Below are 18,035 nucleotides of genomic sequence, written 5' to 3' on the forward strand. Positions count from 1 at the left end.
CCACCTCCACGCCGTCTCCACACCCCTTCCACAGCGGCCTGGTGCCCTGACCGGTGCCGGGCGGTGGAGAACCGTCCGGGACGACGTTTTCGAAGGGGCACCACGATGGGATCAGTTCAGCCGCCGGCTCACCAGGAGGTCCAGGAGGTCGAGGTCGCCGTCATCGGCTGCGGGCCGGTGGGCGCGCTCACCGCCAACCTGCTCGGCGCCCGCGGCGTCACCACGCTCGTCGTCGAACGCAGCGCGGCCCCGCACGGCCAGCCGCGGGCGTTCTCCTGCGACGACGAGGCGCTGCGCATCTACCAGCAGGCCGGCCTGCTCGACGAGGTACGCGACGAGATGGTCGCGCCGCCGCTGGTCGAGTACGTCAACGGCGCGGGCCGGGTCTTCGCCCGGATGAGGCTGTCCGAGACGGACTTCGGGTACGGGCACGCGCCGCTGCGCTTCTTCGACCAACCGCGACTGGAACGCACGCTGCGCGCCGGGCTGGACCGTTTCCCGCACGTCCGGCTCGCGCTCGGCACCGAGCTGGTCGGCCTCACCCAGGACGAGGACGGCGTGACCGTGCTGCTGTCCGACGTGGCCACCGGGCAGCGGCGGGCGGTCCGCGCCCGGTACGTGCTCGGCTGCGACGGCGCCCGCAGCGCCACCCGCGCCGCCGTCCGGATCCCGCTGTCCGGGGCGAGCTACGCCGAACCGTGGCTCGCGGTCTCCGGCGACGTGCCGCCCGGCGCGGTACGGGTGCCGGACACCACGTTCGTCTGCGACTGGCGGCGCCCGGCATTCGTCTCTCCGGGCACGGCCGGCAGCTACCGGATGGAGTTCATGCTGCGCCCGGGCGAGACCGAGGACGAGGTGCAGCGGCCGGAGAGCATCGCCGCGCTCGTCTCCCCGTACGTCGACCCGGACCGGTTCACAGTCACCCGGGCAGTGGTCTACACCTTCCACCACCTCGTCGCGCAGCGGTGGCGGGAGGGGCGCGTGTTCCTGCTCGGCGACGCGGCGCACCAGATGCCCCCGTTCATGGGCCAGGGCCTGTGCAGCGGCCTGCGCGACGCGGCGAACCTGTCGTGGAAACTGTCGCTGGTGCTGTCCGGCGCCGCCGACCCCGCCGTGCTCGACACGTACGAAACCGAGCGGCGCCCGCACACGGTGGAGATGGCGCGGACGAGCGTCCGGCTGGGACACGTCTTCCTGGCCCGCAACCGGATCACCGCCGGGCTGCGCGACACCGCGCTGCGGGCGGTCCAGACGATTCCCCGGGTACGGCGGTTCGTGGAGCGCTTCGAGTTCAAACCGGTCCCGGCGTACCGGCGGGGCCTGATGGCCGGCGGGCGTCGCGACGGCGTGGTCGGGACGATGTTCCCCCAGCCGCGCGTCCTCGTCCCGGGTGCGCCCGGCGAGCGCCTGCTCGACGAGGCGCTCGGCGACGGCTTCGTCGTGCTGGGCCGCGCCGGCGTGGACAGCCCGCCCGGACCGCTGTGGCAGCGGCTGCCGGTGCGGTTCGTCGCGGTCCACCCGCCCGGCACGCCGCTCGCCGGCCTGCCGGACTCGTCCGGGGACGGCCGGCCGGGCCGGGTCGACGTCGTGGACGCCGACGGCGTGCTCGGCGGGTGGCTGCGGCGGCACGGCGCCGACCTGGTGGTGCTGCGGCCGGACCGGTTCGTGTTCGCGCTGGTGCGGCCCGGCGGCGTCGAGCACGCCGCCCGGGACCTGTCGGCCGCCCTCGGCGTGCCGCCGGACGGACGGGACGGCGCCTATCATCGTTCACTGTGGACGGCGCGGAGGTCGACCGGCTGACTGTCGACGGGGTGGGTTCGATAGCGCACCTGCTGCCCAGGTCACGCGGCAGGTGTGGGGTCTACGAGCTGACCTTCGCCGACGGCGAGCGGTACGTGGGGCAGGCGGTCGACGTGGTGGCGCGGTTCGGCGTGCACCGCAAGACCTGGACCGACATCGTCGAGATCACCTTCCGGCGGGTACCCCGCGACCGGCTCGACGACGAGGAGCGGGACCAGATCCGCAGGCGTGAGTCGGCCGGGGTGCGGCTGCGCAACGTCGTGCACACCGCCGGCCGGCTCGGCGCCGCCGAACTGGATCGGATCCTGTCCCCGGCGGAGCAGCAACGCTGGCTGGCCGGCCACGAGCCGTGCCCGGTAGCCCTCGCGCCGCACGAGTGGTATCCGGCCCAGCACCGCCGGACCCGCCACCAGTTCGACCGGCTGCGTGCAGACGCCCGGTTCACCGCCGAGATGGCCCGCCTGGTCGGGGCGTACCTGCGTCTGACGATGCCCGTGCCGGAGGAGACCCAGCGCGACTTCTGGACGATCACCGCGCTGCCGAGCACCAACGCCGGCACCTACCCGCGTCTGTTCACCGTCTCCGTGCACTCACTGGAGACGCTGTACGTCTGTCACGACCGGCGGTGGCCGCATGCGCTACAGATCTGCCTGAACGTCGACAAGACGGTGGCGCAGTCGCAGCTCCGCACCCGCCTGCGGCTGCGGGCGATGCGCGCCGCCCCTTACGGCAACCGTGTCCGGCCACTGGTGCTGGCGCTGCGGTTCGGGTCGGTGGCCGGCGCGTACGAAGCGCTGACCCGGCCGCAGATCGTCAAGGCGGCTCGTCGGCTCAACCTGGACCTGATGAGGAAGGGCCCCGCGCTCAACTGGAAGACCCACTGCCCGGACCTCGTCCGGCACGTGCTGTCCGGTTGAGCGCGGGAGCCGCTCACACCACGTCGGACACCCGGGTCAGGTTGGTGCGCTGCCAGTCGTGGTCGCCGAGGGCGCGGGACAGCAACTGGATGTTGCCGTTCGCCGCCGTGTACGTGATCTGGAGCCGGCCGCCGCCCAGCCACACCGACAGCACGCTGCGCCCCACCGGCGGCATCCCGTCGATCTGCACCCGCTCGGCCTGCCACGTGTCGCCGTCGCCGGTCAGCTCCCACAGCCCGCCGTCGAAGTCGGCGAAGACCAGCAGCCAGCCGTCGGGCGCGCCGTCCACGCCGGGCAGCCGCTGCACCGCCGACGCGCTGCACTCCGGCAGGCCGAGCTCCGCGGTCAGCGACCGGGTGTGCCAGGCGCCGTCGTCGCCCACGGCGTACATCCGGATGTCCTGCCGGTGGTCGAGGCCGAACACCCGGTGCCGTTCGCCGGCGCGGTGCTCGCCCCACACCGGCATCATGGTCAGCGGCAGCGGGTTCTCCGCCTGGGTGGCCCAGGTCAGCGAGATCTGCCCCCAGCCCTCGGGGCCCTCCCACAGCATCCGCAGGTGCTCCTCGGCGTCCCGGTAGACGATCACGTCGAGGCCGGTGACGCCGTCGACGTACCCGTAGGGGGTGCCGTCGGCGGCGACCGCGCCCTCCACCGACACGTCCTGCCAGACCCAGCCCTCGCCGGGTGCCTGGGACAGCCGGATCGTCCGGCCGTCCGTGGCGCTGTACACGACCCGCTGGGTGTCGCCGTTGCGGTAGGCGTGCGGGCCGTACCGCACGGCGGGCGGGCCGCCGCTGTCCTGCGTCAGGTCACCCCACCACCACTGGCCCTGGTCGTACCAGATCTGGAGGACGTGACCGCCGTCCCCGGCGTAGACGTACGACGGCACGCCGTCGTGGGCGAAGAACGGCGACGGGGAGGTGCCGCGGGCCATCCGGGGCGCGCCCACGTCCGCGGTGAGCCTCGTCCACGTCCACCCGTCGCCTTCGGGGTAGTGCACCACCAGGTGCCGCTCGCAGTCGGAGTAGGCGACGTGGTCGACGTCCGGCAGCACCCGGATGCCGACGCCGTCGGTGAACGGCAGCCGCCCGTACATGGCGAAGAAGCCGTTGCGGTCGTCGGACTTCGGCACCCGGTACCAGCTCGCGTTGCGGTGCATCACGTTGCCGCTCTTGCCGTGGTTGAGCCCGAACGCGTGGCCGATCTCGTGCGTGGCGACGTGCCGGAAGTCGGGGCCGTGGAGGTCGACGTCGAAGTACCCGTGCGCGTCCCAGTTGATCTTCCGGTTGAAGATGACCGGAAGTTGGCCGCCCGTGTCCGGCCAGCCCGGAGCGGCCCCCCACTTGGTCACCGCGTAGACGGTCCGGAACCAGCCGGTGTCGTGGAACACCGGGTCGTCGCCGACGGAGAAGACGATGTCCGCCTGCGCCGGGTCGAAGACGCGGGTGAACTCGAACGGCCCGTACCAGTTCTCGCCCAGCACCTCGCGCCACACGTCGAACGACACCTGGATCAGCTCGTGCTTCAGCGCGTCGGTGAACTCGTCCCGGGCGTACGGCATCGTCATGTCACCGAGGTGGTAGGTCAGGTTCGTGTGCCGGAAGTGCCCACCCTGGAGGACGAAACCGGTGGTGGTCGTCCGGTCCGGGGTGCCGCAGCCCGGTGCGGTCAGGTGGGCGGCGGTGACGGCGTCGGGCCGCCCGGTCACCGGCAGCTCGTGGAACGTCTGGTACGCCCGGATTGCCGCGCCGAGCCCGGTGGTGGGGGCGAAGCCCGCCTCGGTGAGCAGCGTGGCGACCGCGTCCAGGGGCAGGTTCGCCACGTCCGGCCGGATCAGTGACACCGTGCCGTCCACCACGTCGCCCACGTACGCGGTGCCGTCGGCGGTGACCGCCACCGCGTACGGGGCGTGGCCGGTGGTGATCGGATCGAGCGTGCGCGGCGCGTACGGGTTGGTGGTGTCGACGAGCTGGACGCCCTTGTCCGTCGCCAGCCAGGCCCGGGACAGTCCCGGCACGGCCGCGAGGTCGCGGACGCCCGCCGCGCTCGGCACCGCGCCGAGCCGCAGGCCGCTGTCCGGGTCGTGCACGCCGAACAGCGGGTGCACTGTCCCGCCGCCGAGCGAGCCGACGTAGATCATCCCGTCGTGCGCGACCGCCACCCCGCCCGGCTGGAGGTGGGCGGGCTCGATCGGCGCCACGGTGAGCGTCCCGTCCGGACGCAGCACGGCGAGCGCGTCGTCGGCCGGCACGAGCCCCTTGACGTACAGCGTGGCGTAGACGGTGCCGTCCGGGGCTACCGTGAGCCGGTTCGGCGCCGACGGCAGCGGCACGACGCGCCGCTGCGTGGTGTCCGCCAGTTCGATCACGTGCAGGCGCTTGTGCGCCCAGTCGGCGGTGTAGAGCAGGTCGGCCACCGGATCCACGGCGATCGCGATCAGCCCGAAGCCGATCGGGATGTCGGTGACCGTGCCGGTGGCCAGGTCGCACCGGGAGACGCTGTAGCTCTGCACGCCCCGGTTCATCACGTATGCCTGCCCGCGTCCGGGGTGCCAGGCCACCGCCCGGGGCTCGTGGCCGACCGGCAGGGACGGGCGGACCGGGGCGAGGGTACGGGGGTCGAGCACGTGCAGCCGGCCGGCGCCGGACGCGGGGTAGTGGGTGACGAGCAACGCCGTGCCGGTGCCGGTGACGGCGTGCACGGAACCGGGATCGGCGGCGGTGCCGAGGGCGACCTGGAGCTGAGGCGGTGGTGTGGGAGCGGGAGTGGTCATGACGTCCTCCACTGGACGTGAATGCTTCGCGACCCACCGTAGGGCTATGCGCCTGACCTGCGGATTCTTCGTCGTTGATCCGGCAGTGTCGATGTGCGGGCCCTTGCCGAGATCCGTTCACGAGCGTAGGAAGAACACCACCGTCCGATGTCGAAGGAGACACGCGTGCCCACCCCCAGACGGCTCCGTCTCGCCGTGTCCGCGTTGGTGACCGCATCGGCCGTGCTGCTCGGCTCCGGCGCCGCCGCGGCGCCGTCCGCGCCTCCCGCGCCGCCCGGACAGCGGTCCTGCGACCCGATCGACCCGGCGGCCTGCCTGCTGCCGTTCCCGAACGACTACTTCACCGTCCCGGACCGCAGCACCCCGACCGGCAAGCGGGTCCGGTTCGCTGCCTCCGCGATGCCCGCCAACGTGCTCGGCGTGCCGATCGACCCGGCCGAGTGGAACCGGCAGGACGGCTTCAGCCCCGGCTCGCCGATCCTGGCGCGCGTACCCGGCCTCGACGCCGCGCGGACGCGGATCGCGCCGGTCACCGACGTCGGCCGCTCGCTGGCGCCGGACGCGCCGATCGTGCTGCTCGACGCCCGCACCGGCCGGCGTACGCCGTACTGGGCGGAACTGGACGCGCACGCGGCCGGCAGCCCGGACCGGCAGGCGCTGATCATCCGGCCGGCGGTGGCGCTGACCGAGGGCGCCCGCTACGTCGTCGGCCTGCGCGGCATGCGCGACGGCGACGGCGCGCTGATCCCGGCGCCGAAGGCGTTCCGCGCGTACGTCACCGGTGCCGGCGTAGACCGGCGTGACCCGCGCGCGCCGCAGATGAAGCGGATCCTCGCCGACCTGACCCGGGCCGGGGTCAAGCGGCACAGCCTCTACCTCGCCTGGGACTTCACGGTCGCCAGCCGGCAGGGGCTGACCGGGCGGATGCTGGCGGTCCGGGACGGCGCGTTCGCCGCGCTCGGCCGCCGCGCGCCCTCGTTCACCGTCAGCCAGGTCACCGACTACACGCCGGAGCAGGATCCGCTGATCGCCCGGCAGGTGACCGGCACCGTCGCCGTGCCGTCCTACCTGACCGGTGACGGCGGGCCGGGCTCCCGCCTGCACTACGGGCCGCCCGGCGGCGACGGCACCCCGCCGACGCCGAGCGCCCTGCCCACACCGTCCGGCACGACGGTGGCGGCCGACTTCGTCTGCAACATCCCGCGCAGCGCGTCCGCCGCGCGACCGGCCCACCTCTCGCTCTACGGCCACGGCCTGCTCGGCCGGCCCACCGAGATCAACGTCGGCAACGTCAAGACCATGTCGCAGACGTACGACTTCACGTTCTGCGCGACGAGCTGGATCGGCATGGCGGCGGCCGACGTCCCGTACGTGGCGGGCGCCTTCACCGACCTCAGCGCCTTCCCGGCGGTGGCCGACCGGCTCCAGCAGAGCTTCCTGAACTTCCTGTTCCTGGGCCGGACGATGATCCACCGCAACGGGTTCGCCGCCCACCCGGCGTTCCGCGACGCCGCCGGGCGGCCGCTGATCGACGTGAAGGGCGGACTGCACTACGACGGCAACAGCCAGGGCGGCATCAACGGCGGCGCGCTCACCGCCATCGCCCAGGACTGGACCCGCTCGGTGCTCGGCGTGCCCGCGATGAACTACTCCACGCTGCTGCAACGCAGCGTCGACTTCGCCCCGTTCCAGACCGTCCTCGACGGCTACTACCCGGACAAGATCGACCAGCAGATCGTCTTCGGTCTGCTCCAGATGCTGTGGGACCGGTCCGAGGCCAACGGGTACGCCCAGCACATGACCGACCGGCCGCTGCCGCGTACCCCGGCGCACCGGGTGCTGATGCACGTGGCCTTCGCCGACCAGCAGGTCTCGACCGCCGCGGCGGAGGTCCAGGCGCGCACCATCGGCGCCCGCCTGCACACCCCGGCGCTCGCCCCCGGCTGGTCGCCGGACGTGCGGCCGTTCTGGGGCATCGCCCCGATCCGCAGGTACCCGTACGCCGGCTCGGCCATGGTGGTCTGGAACAGCGGTGCGGCGTACGCGCCGCCGCCGACGAACCTCGCGCCCGCCGGACCGGAGTACGGCGAGGACTCGCACGAGTTCCCGCGCGCCCAGCCCGGCGCCCAGCGGCAGAAGGCGGTGTTCCTGCTCACCGGCAAGGTGATCGACGTCTGCGCGGGCGGGCCCTGCCCGTGACGTAGCCCTCCGGGGAGGACGCCGCTCGCCCGCGCGGCACCACCCGCGACCGCGTGCCCGCGGTCGTCCGGCCGCAGTCGTGCGCAACTCCGCCGCCGTCGCGCTCGTTGGGGCCACGAGGGACGGGCGGGGGAGGGCGATGGCGGCGCGACGGGGTGCCGAACTGCTGCGTCCACCGGCGAGTTCGGGCCGGGCGACGCTCCTGGAACTGTTCTTCGACCTGGCGTTCGTGGTGGCGCTCGCCCGGGTCTCCCAGCGCTTCGCGGCCCTGGGCGACGACACCGGGTGGGCGCTCGTCACCGGGTTCGGGCGGACCCTGCTGCTCTTCCTGGCGCTGTGGCTGATCTGGTCGCACACCGCCTGGATCACCAGCCGGTACGAGCCCGAGCAGCCGGTCATCCAGGCCGTCGTGGTCGGCACCATGTTCGCGGGCCTGGTCATGGCGGTGACGCTGCCCCGCGCCATGGAGGAGCGGGCCGTGCAGTTCACTGTCGCGTACCTGGCTGTGATGGTGGTGCGGCCGCTCGTGGTCGGCGTGGCGCTGCGCGGCCATCCGCGACGGCTGGTGCCGTACCGGCTCGCCGCCTGGGCGGCGGTGACCGCGCCCGTCTGGCTGGCCGGCGCGCTGGGCCCGGAGCGCCTTCGCGTGCCGCTGTGGACGCTCGCCCTCGCGGTCGACTACCTCGCCTGGACGCTGGGCTGGCCGCTGCCCCGGGTCGGCGCCTCGGCGGTGGGCCGCTGGCGGATCGCGGGTACCCATCTCGCCGACCGCTACCAGCAGATGTTCCTCATCGCGCTCGGCGAGTCCATCCTGGTCATCGGCATGGTCTACGGCGGTGTGGACTACTCGGCCGAGCGGGCCGCCGCCTTCGTGGTCGCGTTCGCCACCACCGCGCTGCTCTGGCGGATCTACTTCCACCGGGCCGGCCTGCTGCTGACCGAGGCGATGGGTCGCGCCGCCATGCCGGGCCGGCTGGGCGCGACGTCGGAACGGACGCACCTGGTGATCGTGCTCAGCGTGCTCGTCACCTCGGTCGGCTACGAGTTGGTGATCGACAGCCCGTACGGGCCGCCCCGGCCCGGCTGGCTGCTGTTCGTGGTCGGGGGTCCGGCACTGTTCCTCGTCGCCCGCATGCGGCTGGAGTACGAGATCTTCGGCCGGGTGTCCCCGTCGCGGCTGATCGGCCTGCTGCTCCTGCTGCTGGTCACGCCCGCCGCGGCGCTCTGGGCGCCGATGGCCGGGATGGTCGCGGTGGGCGTGGTGCTGGCGCTGGTCGCGTCGGTCGACACGCTGCGTGACCGCGGGCGGCCGCCGGAGGTCCCGGCTTCGCCGGTCGTCCGGGGGGAGGGCGGCGAGCGCGACGCCGAGGCATGAGCCACCCGCGGTCGTCAGGGGGGCGGGAGACGCCACGGAGATCGCCTTGAGAGGGAGAACGATCGGTCTTGACGCCGGGCCGGCGCGCGGTCATGTCTGGTGCAGACAGAACGATCGTTCTACCTGGCCGCCCCGATGGCCGCCGGGACGTTCGCGCGCTCAGGAACCACCGAGAGGAAGTCCATGACCACCTCCGTCGCCGCCCCTCGCGTCCCGGCCACGGCGGCCGGACTGCGGCGGCTGTACTTCGTCCGCTTCGTCTTCGCCGCCGTCTGGGCCGCTGTGACGCTCCCGCTCGCCGGGCACCTCGACCCGGTGACCGTGACGCTGCTCGTGATCTACCCGCTGTTCGACGTGGCCGCCGCCGTGGCCGACATCCGTGCCTCGCGGGCCACCGGATCGCCGGCCCCGCTCTACGTGAACGTCGCGGTGAGCCTGCTGGCCGCCGTCGGCCTGGCCGTCGCCGGTACGTCCGGCGTCCCGGCCGTGCTGCGGGTGTGGGGCGCCTGGGCGGTCGTGGCCGGACTCGTCCAGTTGATCGTGGCCGTGCCACGCCGCCGGCTGGGCGGTCAGTGGCCGATGATCCTCAGTGGCGGCATCTCCGTCCTCGCCGGGGCGTCGTTCGTCGCGGCCGCGTCGGCTGACGATCCGGCGCTGGCCGGCGCGATCGGCTACGCCGTCCCCGGCGCCGTGTTCTTCCTCGTCTCGGCCGTCCGCCTCGGCCGCGCGGCGCGCGCGGGCGCCTCGCCCGCGAGGGCCTGAGCGCCGGGTCAGCCGGCGGATCCGGCCGGCCCGCGCTCGCTGTTGACGCGCAGAAGCCCTTCGACCCCGCGCAGGAACGTCTCCGAGACCAGCGCGGGGTCGAAGAGGCAGCCGGCCGCCATGGCGCCGTCGCGGAGCATGACGAAGTGGCGGGCGGCGGCTTCCGCCGTCGGCTCGTGGACCTGCGCCATCTGGGCGGTGAGTGTGTCCAGGAACCATTGGCGGTGGGCGATGATCTCCCGGTGCACCGGATGCTCGCCGTCCGGATATTCCGCCGCCGCGTTCAGGAACGCGCAGCCGCGGAATCCGGGGGACCGGATGCCCCGGGCGACGGAGTCGGCGACGGCCAGCAGGCGATCGACCGGAGAAGGGTTGTCCGTGATCGCCGCTTCCACGGCGGCGCGGTCCATTTCGTGCACCCGGCGCAGATAGCCGAGAATGAGATCGTCCTTGCCGGGGAAGTGCCGGTAAAAGGTGGCGCGGGTGACTTTCGCCTCGGCGATGATCCGGTCGACCCCGACGGAATGGATGCCTTCGGCGTAGAAGACTCTGGTCGCCGTGTCGAGAAGCCGGAGTCGTGCCTCCGAGGGCCGGGTGCCAGAGCTCTCACGCGCCATGGCCCCATCTTAACGAACAGAACGTTCGGTCCGGCACGTGCCCACCGGCCCTCGCCGGACCGGCCGGTTCTCAGCATTCTCTCAGCCGGGCGTTCATGGGAACCGGTTGCGGGATTCGGGCACCTCGGATAGCGGCGGGAGGGTCGGTGTGACCATTCGCCGACGTTTCCCCATTCCGCTGACAGCGATTCCGCGCGTGCCCGATATTGGAGTCTCCGCCGGGCCTGTCGAAAGGAATGCCACATGAATGCCGCACCGAAGCCGGAGACCGGAATGCCGACTGTCGTGCTCGTTCACGGGGCATTCGTGGACGGGTCGAGCTGGAACGGGGTGATCGCCGACCTCCAGCGCCGGGGTTATCCGGCCATCGCCGTGGCGAACCCGCTGCGCAGTGTGGCGGGGGACGCCGCCTACCTGCGCGCCCTCGTGGACAGCCTGTCCGGACCGGTCGTGCTGGCCGCCCACTCGTACGGCGGAGCGGTCATCACCGAGGCCGCGGACGGCGCCGCCGACGTCCGGGCCCTGGTGTACGTCGCCAGCTTCAGCCCGGATGCCGGCGAATCGGTGGCCGACCTGAACGCGAGGTTCCCCGGCAGCCGGCTCGCCGACAACATCCAGGCGGTGCCGATCCCGGTGCAGGACGGCAGCGCGGACATGGACCAGTACGTCAAGCAGGAAACCTATCCGGACTTCTTCGCCCCCGACGTCCCCCGGGAGACCGCCGCGGTGATGGCGGCCACGCAGCGGCCGACCGCGGCGAACACGCTGACCGACAGCGTGACGCGGGCCGCCTGGAAGAGCATTCCCTCCTGGACCCTCGTCACCACCCAGGACCTGGCGATCCCGCCGGATCTGCAGCGCTTCCTGGCGCAGCGGGCCGGGTCGACGACGGTCGAGGTCGATGCGTCCCACGCGGTGACCGTCTCGCAGCCGGCGGCCGTCGCGGACCTCATCGACACGGCGGCGCGGGCCACGTCGCGGTGACGTCCCGCAACCCGACCGGACTGATGTCCTAGGACGGTCTAGAGGGTGTGCCGGCCGCGACGGTCGGCACACCACGCGTGCGGCGTTCGTTGGAGGAGGTCTGCGTCTCGCGCCGGATGCGGGGCGCCGGGGACGGCGGGTCCGGACCGTCCGGCGGCCCTTCGTGCATCGGGGATCCGCGATGCTAGCCTGCCCGTCTGGTATGGACAGTCTCCTCGACCGGGTTCAAGAGTGGATCGATGACGGATGGTTCGGACGCCCGGCGTTCGCGGCACCACGCAACGTCCGGGGCCACGCCCGTGACCGGCGCCCGAGGTGGTCGCGGGTGACCCGGACCGCACCGGCGGTCGTCCGGACCGTGCTCGCCGCGGTCGTCGCGTCCGCGGTGCTCGCGCTGACGCCGCTCGCACCGGCAGCCGGCGCCGTCAACGCGCACGCGCCCGCGGGCCGCGCAGAGGGCGACCACGTCAAGTACTACACGGTGGAGGCGACCCACCAGGGCGAGCCGGAGAACCTCACCGAGATCGCGGAGCGGTTCCTGGGCGACGGCTCGCGGGCCGCCGAGCTGTTCGCCCTCAACACCGGGCGGATCCAGCCGGACGGCGCCACACTGACCGACGGCGCCCGGCTCCGGGCGGGCTGGGTGCTGGTGCTGCCGTGGGACGCGTACGGCAGCGAGGTCCGCCAGGGCGTCCCGCCGGCCGCGAAGCCGGCGCCCGGGACGTCCACGCCGGCCGGGCGGCAACCCGCCGGCGGCGACGCGGCCGTCCGCCCGCCGAAGGGGTGCCGCACCGCCGCGACCTCGGACGCCCGGTCACAGTGGGCCGCTCCGCGGATCGCCGCCGACCAGGCGTGGCCGCACAGCCGGGGCCGGGACCAGCTCGTGGCCGTCGTCGACTCCGGTGTCGCCGGCGGCCTGCCCGCGCTCGCCGGCCGGGTCACGACGGGCGTCGACCGGGCGACCGGCGGCGCTCGCGGTGACGCCGACTGCCTCGGCACCGGTACGGCGATGGCCGGGCTGATCGTGGCGCAGCCGGTGAAGGGGTCGGCAGTGGCCGGCGTCGCGCCGGACGCGGCGGTCATGCCGGTCCGGGTGGCGGGCCGGACTCCCGGCGCCTCGGCCGCGGCGAGCGCGGCGGGCATCCGGGCGGCGGTCGGCTCCGGCGCCTCCGTCGTCGCGGTCGGGCCGCAGGTGGACCTCGGTCAGGCGGAGGTGGTGTCCGCCGTCAACGAGGCGGTCGAGGCCGGCGCGGTGGTCGTGGTGGGTGCCGTGGGCGAGTCGGCGCCGCCGGACCCGGACGTACCGCTGCACGACGCGGTGCTGCGGGTCGGCGGGATCAGGGCCGACGGGGGTACGGCCGACGGCTACCGCACCGGCGGCGTGGACGTGGTCGCACCGGGCGTCGACGTGACGAGCCTCGGCCTCACCGGCACCCGGCCGGTGAGCGGCACCGGCACGCACCTCGCCGTCGCGTACGTGGCGGGCCAGGCGGCGCTGATCCGGTCGGCGTACCCGGATCTCGACCCGGCGCAGGTCCGCAACCGGGTGCTGAAGACCGCGAAGACCACCGGCGGCGTCGCGCCGGAGATCGACCTGACGGCCTCCGTCACCGCCGTGCTGCCCGAGGAGGCGCCCCGAGCACAGGCGGCCGAGCAGGCGTCCGGCTCCACCGGGATCGGCCGCCGGGCGGCGTTGCTGGCGCTCGCCGGGCTGGCGGCGCTCGCCGCCCTGCTGCTGGGTCTGCGCGCCCGCAGGTCGGCGCGGAGCGGTGCCGGGCGGCCGGAAGCGGCACCCGCCGGGGCCGAGGCGGTGTCGCCGTCCGTCCACACCGACGCGACGGACCTCGCCGCGACCCGGATCGATCCGGCCGTGGCCGCCCCGGTCCCGACCGTCCGGAGGAACCCCGGCCCGGCGGTCACCGATCCGGACCTCGGCGGCCCGGCCGTCGTGCACGCCGCCGGCACCGCTGCCGACGACACCGATCCGGCCGGCACCGATCCGGCGGGCACAGGTCCGGCCGGCACTCGGCCGGACGTGACGGCGGCGGTGGCGGAGTTGAGCCGCGACCCCGCGCTGCGGCACCTGGCCGCCGACGAGGCGGGGATGGCGTACCTGGCCGAGACCCGACCGGAGGCGCGGGAGAAGGCGCTCATCGGCCTCGTGCCGGGCATGGACGACGAGACGGTCGCCGCGCTGCCGGCGATGGTGACGGCGCTACCCGGCACCGACGAGCAGGAGCAGTCGCTCACCGGCGTCCTGGTCGACGTGCGGCGTCACCTGCGCGGCGACCCGCTCGCGCTGGACCGGGCGCTGGTGCGGGCCGGGAAGATCCGGTGGCAGTCCCAGCACGAGCTGGCCGAGCACGTCACGTCGTACGCGCAGCAGCATCCGGAGCTGGCGCGGCTCGCCACCGCCATCGCCGAGACCCGCTGGTCGAGCGGCGCCGAGGAGCCGGCGCGCGGCAGCTGATCAGAGCAGCACGAGTTCCTGGGCCAGCATGTCGGTCCAGGTGCGGCGGGTGAAGTTGCAGCCGGTGTGCGCCACGAACTGCTCCAGGGTGCGTACCGGTCCGATGCCGAGCCGGTCGGTCGGCGGGGTGTGCAGCATGTAGAGCACCCGGCGGCGGCTCAGCTCCTCGTAGCGGGCCCAGTCGGACTCGACGTGATCGCTCCAGTGGCGCGGCCTGTCCTGCCGGATGTAGTAGTGCCAGGCCAGCACCTCGGTGGGGTGGAACAGGTCGTAGCCCCACGTGAAGGCGCGCAGGGCCAGGGTGATCTCCTCGCCGTTGAAGTAGATGCCCGGGTCGTAGGGCACCTCGGCGACGAACGAGCCGGGCGCGAAGAGGAACCCGGCGGCCAGGAACAGCGCCGGCTTGGGCGGTACGCCGGGCCCGGCCCCCTCGATGAGACGCTGGCCGAGGACCGGCACGCCGAACGTGGTCCAGTCGCTGACCACGATCTCGGCGGGCGCGCCCGCGCCGGTGAACTCCTGATCGGGCTCGTAGCTCGCCGGGTACGCGGTCAGGACCGGCTTCGCCGCACCCGTCTCCCGCGCCATCCGGATCAGCCGTACGTCCCAGTCCGGCGCGAACCGGGTGTGGCTGTCCACCTGGAGCAGCCAGTCCTCGCCGCGGTAGCGCTGGAACGTCTTGTCCCGGGCCCAGCACGCGCCGCGGCTGTCACGGGCGTCGTACTCCTGCACGTCCACCTGCGGCAGGTCGCGGATGGCGGAGATGTCCTCGTCGCCGAGGTGCTGCCAGCACACCGCGATCCGGACGTCCTCCGGGCGTGCCGCCCTGGCCAGGCAGTCCAGCACCGTCGGCACCAGTTCCCGGTCCCGGTACGACGCGATCGCCACGAAGATCGTCACGCCTCCGCCTCCGCCGGGACGAGGGCGTACGACTGGAACAGCAGCGCCAGCGCGCGGTGCTCGTCGGCGGGATCGGTGACCGGGAGCCGGTCGCCGCGCGACCGGATGTGGGCCAGGAGGTCCGGTTCCGGCGCCAGCCCATATGCCTGGAGGTAGTAGGCGACCGACTCGGGCCAGAGCCAGCTCCCGTCGGTGCGGTAGGTCATCGGCACGACCTGTCCGCGTCCGGGCTCCACCACGTCGAGCCCGCGCGCGGTGGTGGCGAGCACCGGCGCGCCCGCGTCGAGGTACGCCGCCGCCCGCGCCAGGTCCGTGCCGGACAGCCGTTCGCGGTCCGGCGCGAAGCGTGCGCCGTCGTCGTCGACCTCGTCGAAGACGCGGGCGATCCGCAGCGGCCCGGCGTCCCGGTCGGCCCAGAGCAGCGCGCCGGACCGGCGGGCCGCGGCCGAGTAGGGCGGGAGTTTGTCGCCGGGTCGGTACACCTCGACCAGCGGGGCCGAGATCCCGGCCCCGGCCAGCGCCTGCATCACGGTCGCCGCCGTCCCGGCCTGCGGGCCGCTCGTCTCCAGCACGTAGACCGGCGCGGGCGGGATCACCGAGGCGGCCCACTCCGGGGCGATCCGCCATCCGCGCCACAGCGCGACGGCGCCGGGCTGCTGCCGCGCGGCGGCGACCGCGACCCGGTCGGTGTCGTCCATCAGGCCCTCGCGGCCGGTCAGGTCCGCCAGCGGCGGCACCCGCCCGCCGAAGACACGCGGATTCGGTACGGCCGACGCGAACGTGAACGCCAGGTCCACCGGTCCGGGCGGCTCGGGGACGGACACCGCGCCGGTGTCGGCGAGCCGCAGCCGCGCCTCGGCGAGCAGCGCGTCCGGCACCCGGCCACCGAGGTGCAGCAGCGCGGTGTGCAGCTCGTCCTGCTCCGTCATTCCCGGCCTCCTCGCGTCCTCGTCGGCGGGCGTCGGCGCATTCGACCACGGCGGCCGCCGGGAGCACCGCGCAGCGCCGGGGCTCGTGCCCGAAGGACACCGCGACCCGAGGCGTTCGTGCAGCCGGTCAGAGCGCGCCCGCGCGTACCAGGGCGGCGAGCGCCCGGTGTACGGCGACCGCGCCGGCCGGCGGCGGCGGGTCGGCCCGGCACCGCCGCAGGTGCCGCAGCAGCCCCTCGTCGGCCAGCGCGCCCTCGTCCAGCAGCCGGTCGGCCAGGGCGGCCGGCCAGACCCAGGCGCCGTCGGTACGCAGGTGCGCGGTCAGCGCGGGCGCGGACCGCAGGTGGGTGACGAACGGCGCGATCTCGTCGTCGTCGACAGGCAGCCGCGCGTCCCCGTCGGCGGCCAGGCGCACCTCGCCGGGCGGCTGCGGGGCCCAGACGAGCGCGGACCGGGACCGGGCCGCCCACTGGTACGCGGGCAGCGGCAGGTCGGGCCGGTACACCTCGACCGGCGCGGCGTGCCCGGCGTCGGCGAGCGCCCGCTGTCCCCGGTCGCTGATCGCGGGCAGTTCGTCGTCCGGCGCCGTCGCCTCGACCAGGTAGACGCGCACCGCGTGCACCGTGTCGTCCGGTCCCCGCGTGATCCGCCAGCAGCGCCACACCCCGGCGGTGCGGGCCGGGTCCAGCACATCGAGCAGCACCCGGTCGAGACCGTCCACGGTGCCGCCCGCCGTCTCGTCCACCACGAGCGGCGCGGTCGTCGCGTACAGCGGCAGGTCGGTGGGCGGGAACGGGACGAACAGGGCCGCCGGGTCGGCGTCCACGTCCTGGTCGGCCGCCGGTTCGGGCAGCAGCGGCGTCTCCGGGGGCAGCAGCGCGGCCAGCGCCGCGATCTCCGCCGCGGACTGCGGGAACGCGCCGAGCAGCCGTGCCGCGCAGGCGCCGTGGTCGCCGCGGGCGAGCAGCGTACGCAGGACGGCGAGGTCGCCGTCCGGGATCCGGCCCGCGGCGCGCAGGCAGAGCAGGTGCAGCGGGCCCGTGCTCACGGCGTCGCCGCCGTCTCGCGCAGGAAGGCGGCGGCCAGGCGGGCCGGCGTGGCGCCGCCGGGGTTGACGAGCGCGTCGCGGTCACCGGTCACGTCGGCCAGTTCCGCCAGGTGCAGCAGCCGCCAGCCGGGGGCCGGGACCGGCTCCCGGTGCGGTTCGCCGGTCGCGAGCACCACGCACCGCTCGTCGCCGGGGACGTGGACGACGAGCGGCCGCCCGTCGCCGTTCACGGCCAGGTGGAGGGTGGACGCGCGCAGCACCGACCGCAGGTGCGCCGGCTGCGCCGCACCGGCCGCGGCCAGGCGTAGCAGGGCGTCGACCGGGTCGGTGGGGGAGTCCGGGAAGTGTGGGCGGTAGTCCGGGTTGCTCCGGAACTCGCCCACCTCGCCGTCCGCCCCGGCCTGCCACACCCCGAGGACCGCCTCGAACGGGGGCTCGTCGTCCTCGTCGCCGGCCGGCCATTCCGGGTCGAGCAGGAACAGGAACTCGTCGTCGGTCATCAGCCGGCGTCCTCGTCCTCGTACCGGAGCGCGTGCCAGACGACCGCGGCGGCCAGCCGTACCGGTTCCGGGCCGCCCGGGTCGACCAGGACGTCGATGCCGTCCGGCAGCAGCTCGGCCAGCTCGACCGCCTCGACCCGGCGCCACTGCGGCGCGAAGGTGCGTGCGCGCTCGTCGGCCGAGGTGGCCACGACCACGCACGGCGTGTCGTCGAAGGAGTGGACGACGAGGGGACGGCCGTCGCCGTTCATCGCCAGGTCGAGCGGGGAGGCACGCAGCGCGGCCTGTACCTGCTCGACCGTGGCGTCACCGCGCATCATCCGGCGCAGCAGCACGTCGAGCGGTTCGGCGCTGTGGGTCATGGTTCCTCCAGGTGGCGGCGGCCCGCCGCGACGGTACGGTCACGGCGGGCCGTCCGTCCGGGATCAGGCGAACGGGTCCGGTGCGGCCGGGACCGGCACCGCCGGCAGCCCTTCCCGCGCGGCGTACTCGTTGAGCCAGCGCTCCAGCGGCGGGGCGGACGGCGCCACCCAGGGCTCGGCGCCGTTCTTGGGCACGACCAGCGGGCCGACCGCGAGCGTGTCCATGATGTTGCCGGTCTCGGTGGCCCGGACCGTGTTGAACGGGTACACCCAGCACCACTCGTACTCGGCCGGTGCGTCCGGGGCGAGCAGCGTCAGCGGCTGCGCCGGGTTCTCCAGCCGGCGCAGCGCGGCCTGCGCCCGGGTGCGGGCGTCGTCAACGTTCATCAGGTGGTCCTT

Annotated in this window: 15 protein-coding genes; 7 read left to right on the forward strand and 8 right to left on the reverse strand. The window is 74.3% G+C overall.

The window, feature by feature from the left end:
* The first annotated feature begins 105 nt into the window (after positions 1-105).
* The gene (locus EAD96_RS13340; protein ID WP_121684477.1) at positions 106-1,800 is read left to right on the forward strand and encodes a bifunctional 3-(3-hydroxy-phenyl)propionate/3-hydroxycinnamic acid hydroxylase; all 1,695 of its coding nucleotides are present in this window, start codon (positions 106-108) and stop codon (positions 1,798-1,800) included.
* A complete protein-coding gene (locus EAD96_RS13345; protein WP_121684478.1) occupies positions 1,773-2,717 on the forward strand; it encodes a GIY-YIG nuclease family protein in 945 nt (314 codons plus the stop codon). Before EAD96_RS13340 ends, EAD96_RS13345 begins: the two co-directional genes overlap by 28 nt.
* A 13-nt stretch (positions 2,718-2,730) precedes the next feature.
* Here the strand turns inward: EAD96_RS13345 and EAD96_RS13350 are convergent, their stop codons facing one another.
* On the reverse strand, positions 2,731-5,490 hold the full coding sequence (locus EAD96_RS13350) for a matrixin family metalloprotease (RefSeq protein WP_121684479.1): 2,760 nt from the start codon (positions 5,488-5,490) through the stop codon (positions 2,731-2,733).
* A gap of 165 nt (positions 5,491-5,655) precedes the next feature.
* On the opposite strand from EAD96_RS13350, the gene EAD96_RS13355 reads away from it, so the two are divergent.
* The 3 genes from EAD96_RS13355 to EAD96_RS13365 all read left to right on the forward strand — a co-directional run bounded on the left by EAD96_RS13355 (position 5,656) and on the right by EAD96_RS13365 (position 9,826).
* On the forward strand, positions 5,656-7,689 hold the full coding sequence (locus EAD96_RS13355; protein ID WP_121684492.1) for a hypothetical protein: 2,034 nt from the start codon (positions 5,656-5,658) through the stop codon (positions 7,687-7,689).
* Between the two features lie 139 nt (positions 7,690-7,828).
* Positions 7,829-9,064, forward strand: coding sequence for a low temperature requirement protein A (locus EAD96_RS13360; protein ID WP_121684480.1), 1,236 nt, complete (start codon positions 7,829-7,831; stop codon positions 9,062-9,064).
* A 183-nt stretch (positions 9,065-9,247) separates the two neighbouring features.
* Positions 9,248-9,826 carry a hypothetical protein gene (locus tag EAD96_RS13365; protein ID WP_121684481.1) on the forward strand — a complete coding sequence of 193 codons (579 nt, stop codon included), beginning with the start codon at positions 9,248-9,250 and terminating at the stop codon, positions 9,824-9,826.
* Between the two features lie 8 nt (positions 9,827-9,834).
* On the opposite strand, the gene EAD96_RS13370 is transcribed toward EAD96_RS13365, so the two are convergent.
* Complete coding sequence (locus EAD96_RS13370) at positions 9,835-10,443, reverse strand: TetR/AcrR family transcriptional regulator (RefSeq protein ID WP_121684482.1); 609 nt, start codon at positions 10,441-10,443, stop codon at positions 9,835-9,837.
* A gap of 243 nt (positions 10,444-10,686) precedes the next feature.
* On the opposite strand from EAD96_RS13370, the gene EAD96_RS13375 reads away from it, so the two are divergent.
* Together EAD96_RS13375 and EAD96_RS13380 are read left to right on the forward strand one after the other, a co-directional pair.
* Positions 10,687-11,427 carry an alpha/beta fold hydrolase gene (locus tag EAD96_RS13375; RefSeq protein ID WP_121684483.1) on the forward strand — a complete coding sequence of 247 codons (741 nt, stop codon included), beginning with the start codon at positions 10,687-10,689 and terminating at the stop codon, positions 11,425-11,427.
* Positions 11,428-11,752: 325 nt separating this feature from the next.
* The gene (locus tag EAD96_RS13380; RefSeq protein WP_121684484.1) at positions 11,753-13,897 is read left to right on the forward strand and encodes a S8 family serine peptidase; all 2,145 of its coding nucleotides are present in this window, start codon (positions 11,753-11,755) and stop codon (positions 13,895-13,897) included.
* Here EAD96_RS13380 and EAD96_RS13385 read toward each other — a convergent pair whose 3' ends face one another.
* The 6 genes from EAD96_RS13385 to EAD96_RS13410 form a co-directional block, all read right to left on the reverse strand.
* Positions 13,898-14,797, reverse strand: coding sequence for a GlcNAc-transferase family protein (locus EAD96_RS13385; RefSeq protein WP_121684485.1), 900 nt, complete (start codon positions 14,795-14,797; stop codon positions 13,898-13,900). It lies immediately after the preceding gene.
* The gene (locus EAD96_RS13390; RefSeq protein ID WP_121684486.1) at positions 14,794-15,726 is read right to left on the reverse strand and encodes a hypothetical protein; all 933 of its coding nucleotides are present in this window, start codon (positions 15,724-15,726) and stop codon (positions 14,794-14,796) included. Before EAD96_RS13390 ends, EAD96_RS13385 begins: the two co-directional genes overlap by 4 nt.
* A gap of 127 nt (positions 15,727-15,853) precedes the next feature.
* Positions 15,854-16,774: a hypothetical protein gene (locus EAD96_RS13395; RefSeq protein WP_121684487.1), complete on the reverse strand. Its 921-nt coding sequence runs from the start codon at positions 16,772-16,774 to the stop codon at positions 15,854-15,856.
* Positions 16,771-17,274: a type VII secretion system-associated protein gene (locus EAD96_RS13400; RefSeq protein WP_121684488.1), complete on the reverse strand. Its 504-nt coding sequence runs from the start codon at positions 17,272-17,274 to the stop codon at positions 16,771-16,773. The genes EAD96_RS13395 and EAD96_RS13400 overlap by 4 nt, the downstream gene beginning before the upstream one ends.
* The gene (locus EAD96_RS13405) at positions 17,274-17,636 is read right to left on the reverse strand and encodes a type VII secretion system-associated protein (RefSeq protein WP_121684489.1); all 363 of its coding nucleotides are present in this window, start codon (positions 17,634-17,636) and stop codon (positions 17,274-17,276) included. The genes EAD96_RS13400 and EAD96_RS13405 overlap by 1 nt, the downstream gene beginning before the upstream one ends.
* A gap of 63 nt (positions 17,637-17,699) precedes the next feature.
* Positions 17,700-18,023, reverse strand: coding sequence for a YrhB family protein (locus EAD96_RS13410; RefSeq protein WP_121684490.1), 324 nt, complete (start codon positions 18,021-18,023; stop codon positions 17,700-17,702).
* Positions 18,024-18,035 lie beyond the last annotated feature (12 nt).

Source organism: Micromonospora sp. BL1, from assembly GCF_003667485.1.
Taxonomy (GTDB): Bacteria; Actinomycetota; Actinomycetes; order Mycobacteriales; family Micromonosporaceae; genus Micromonospora; species Micromonospora tulbaghiae.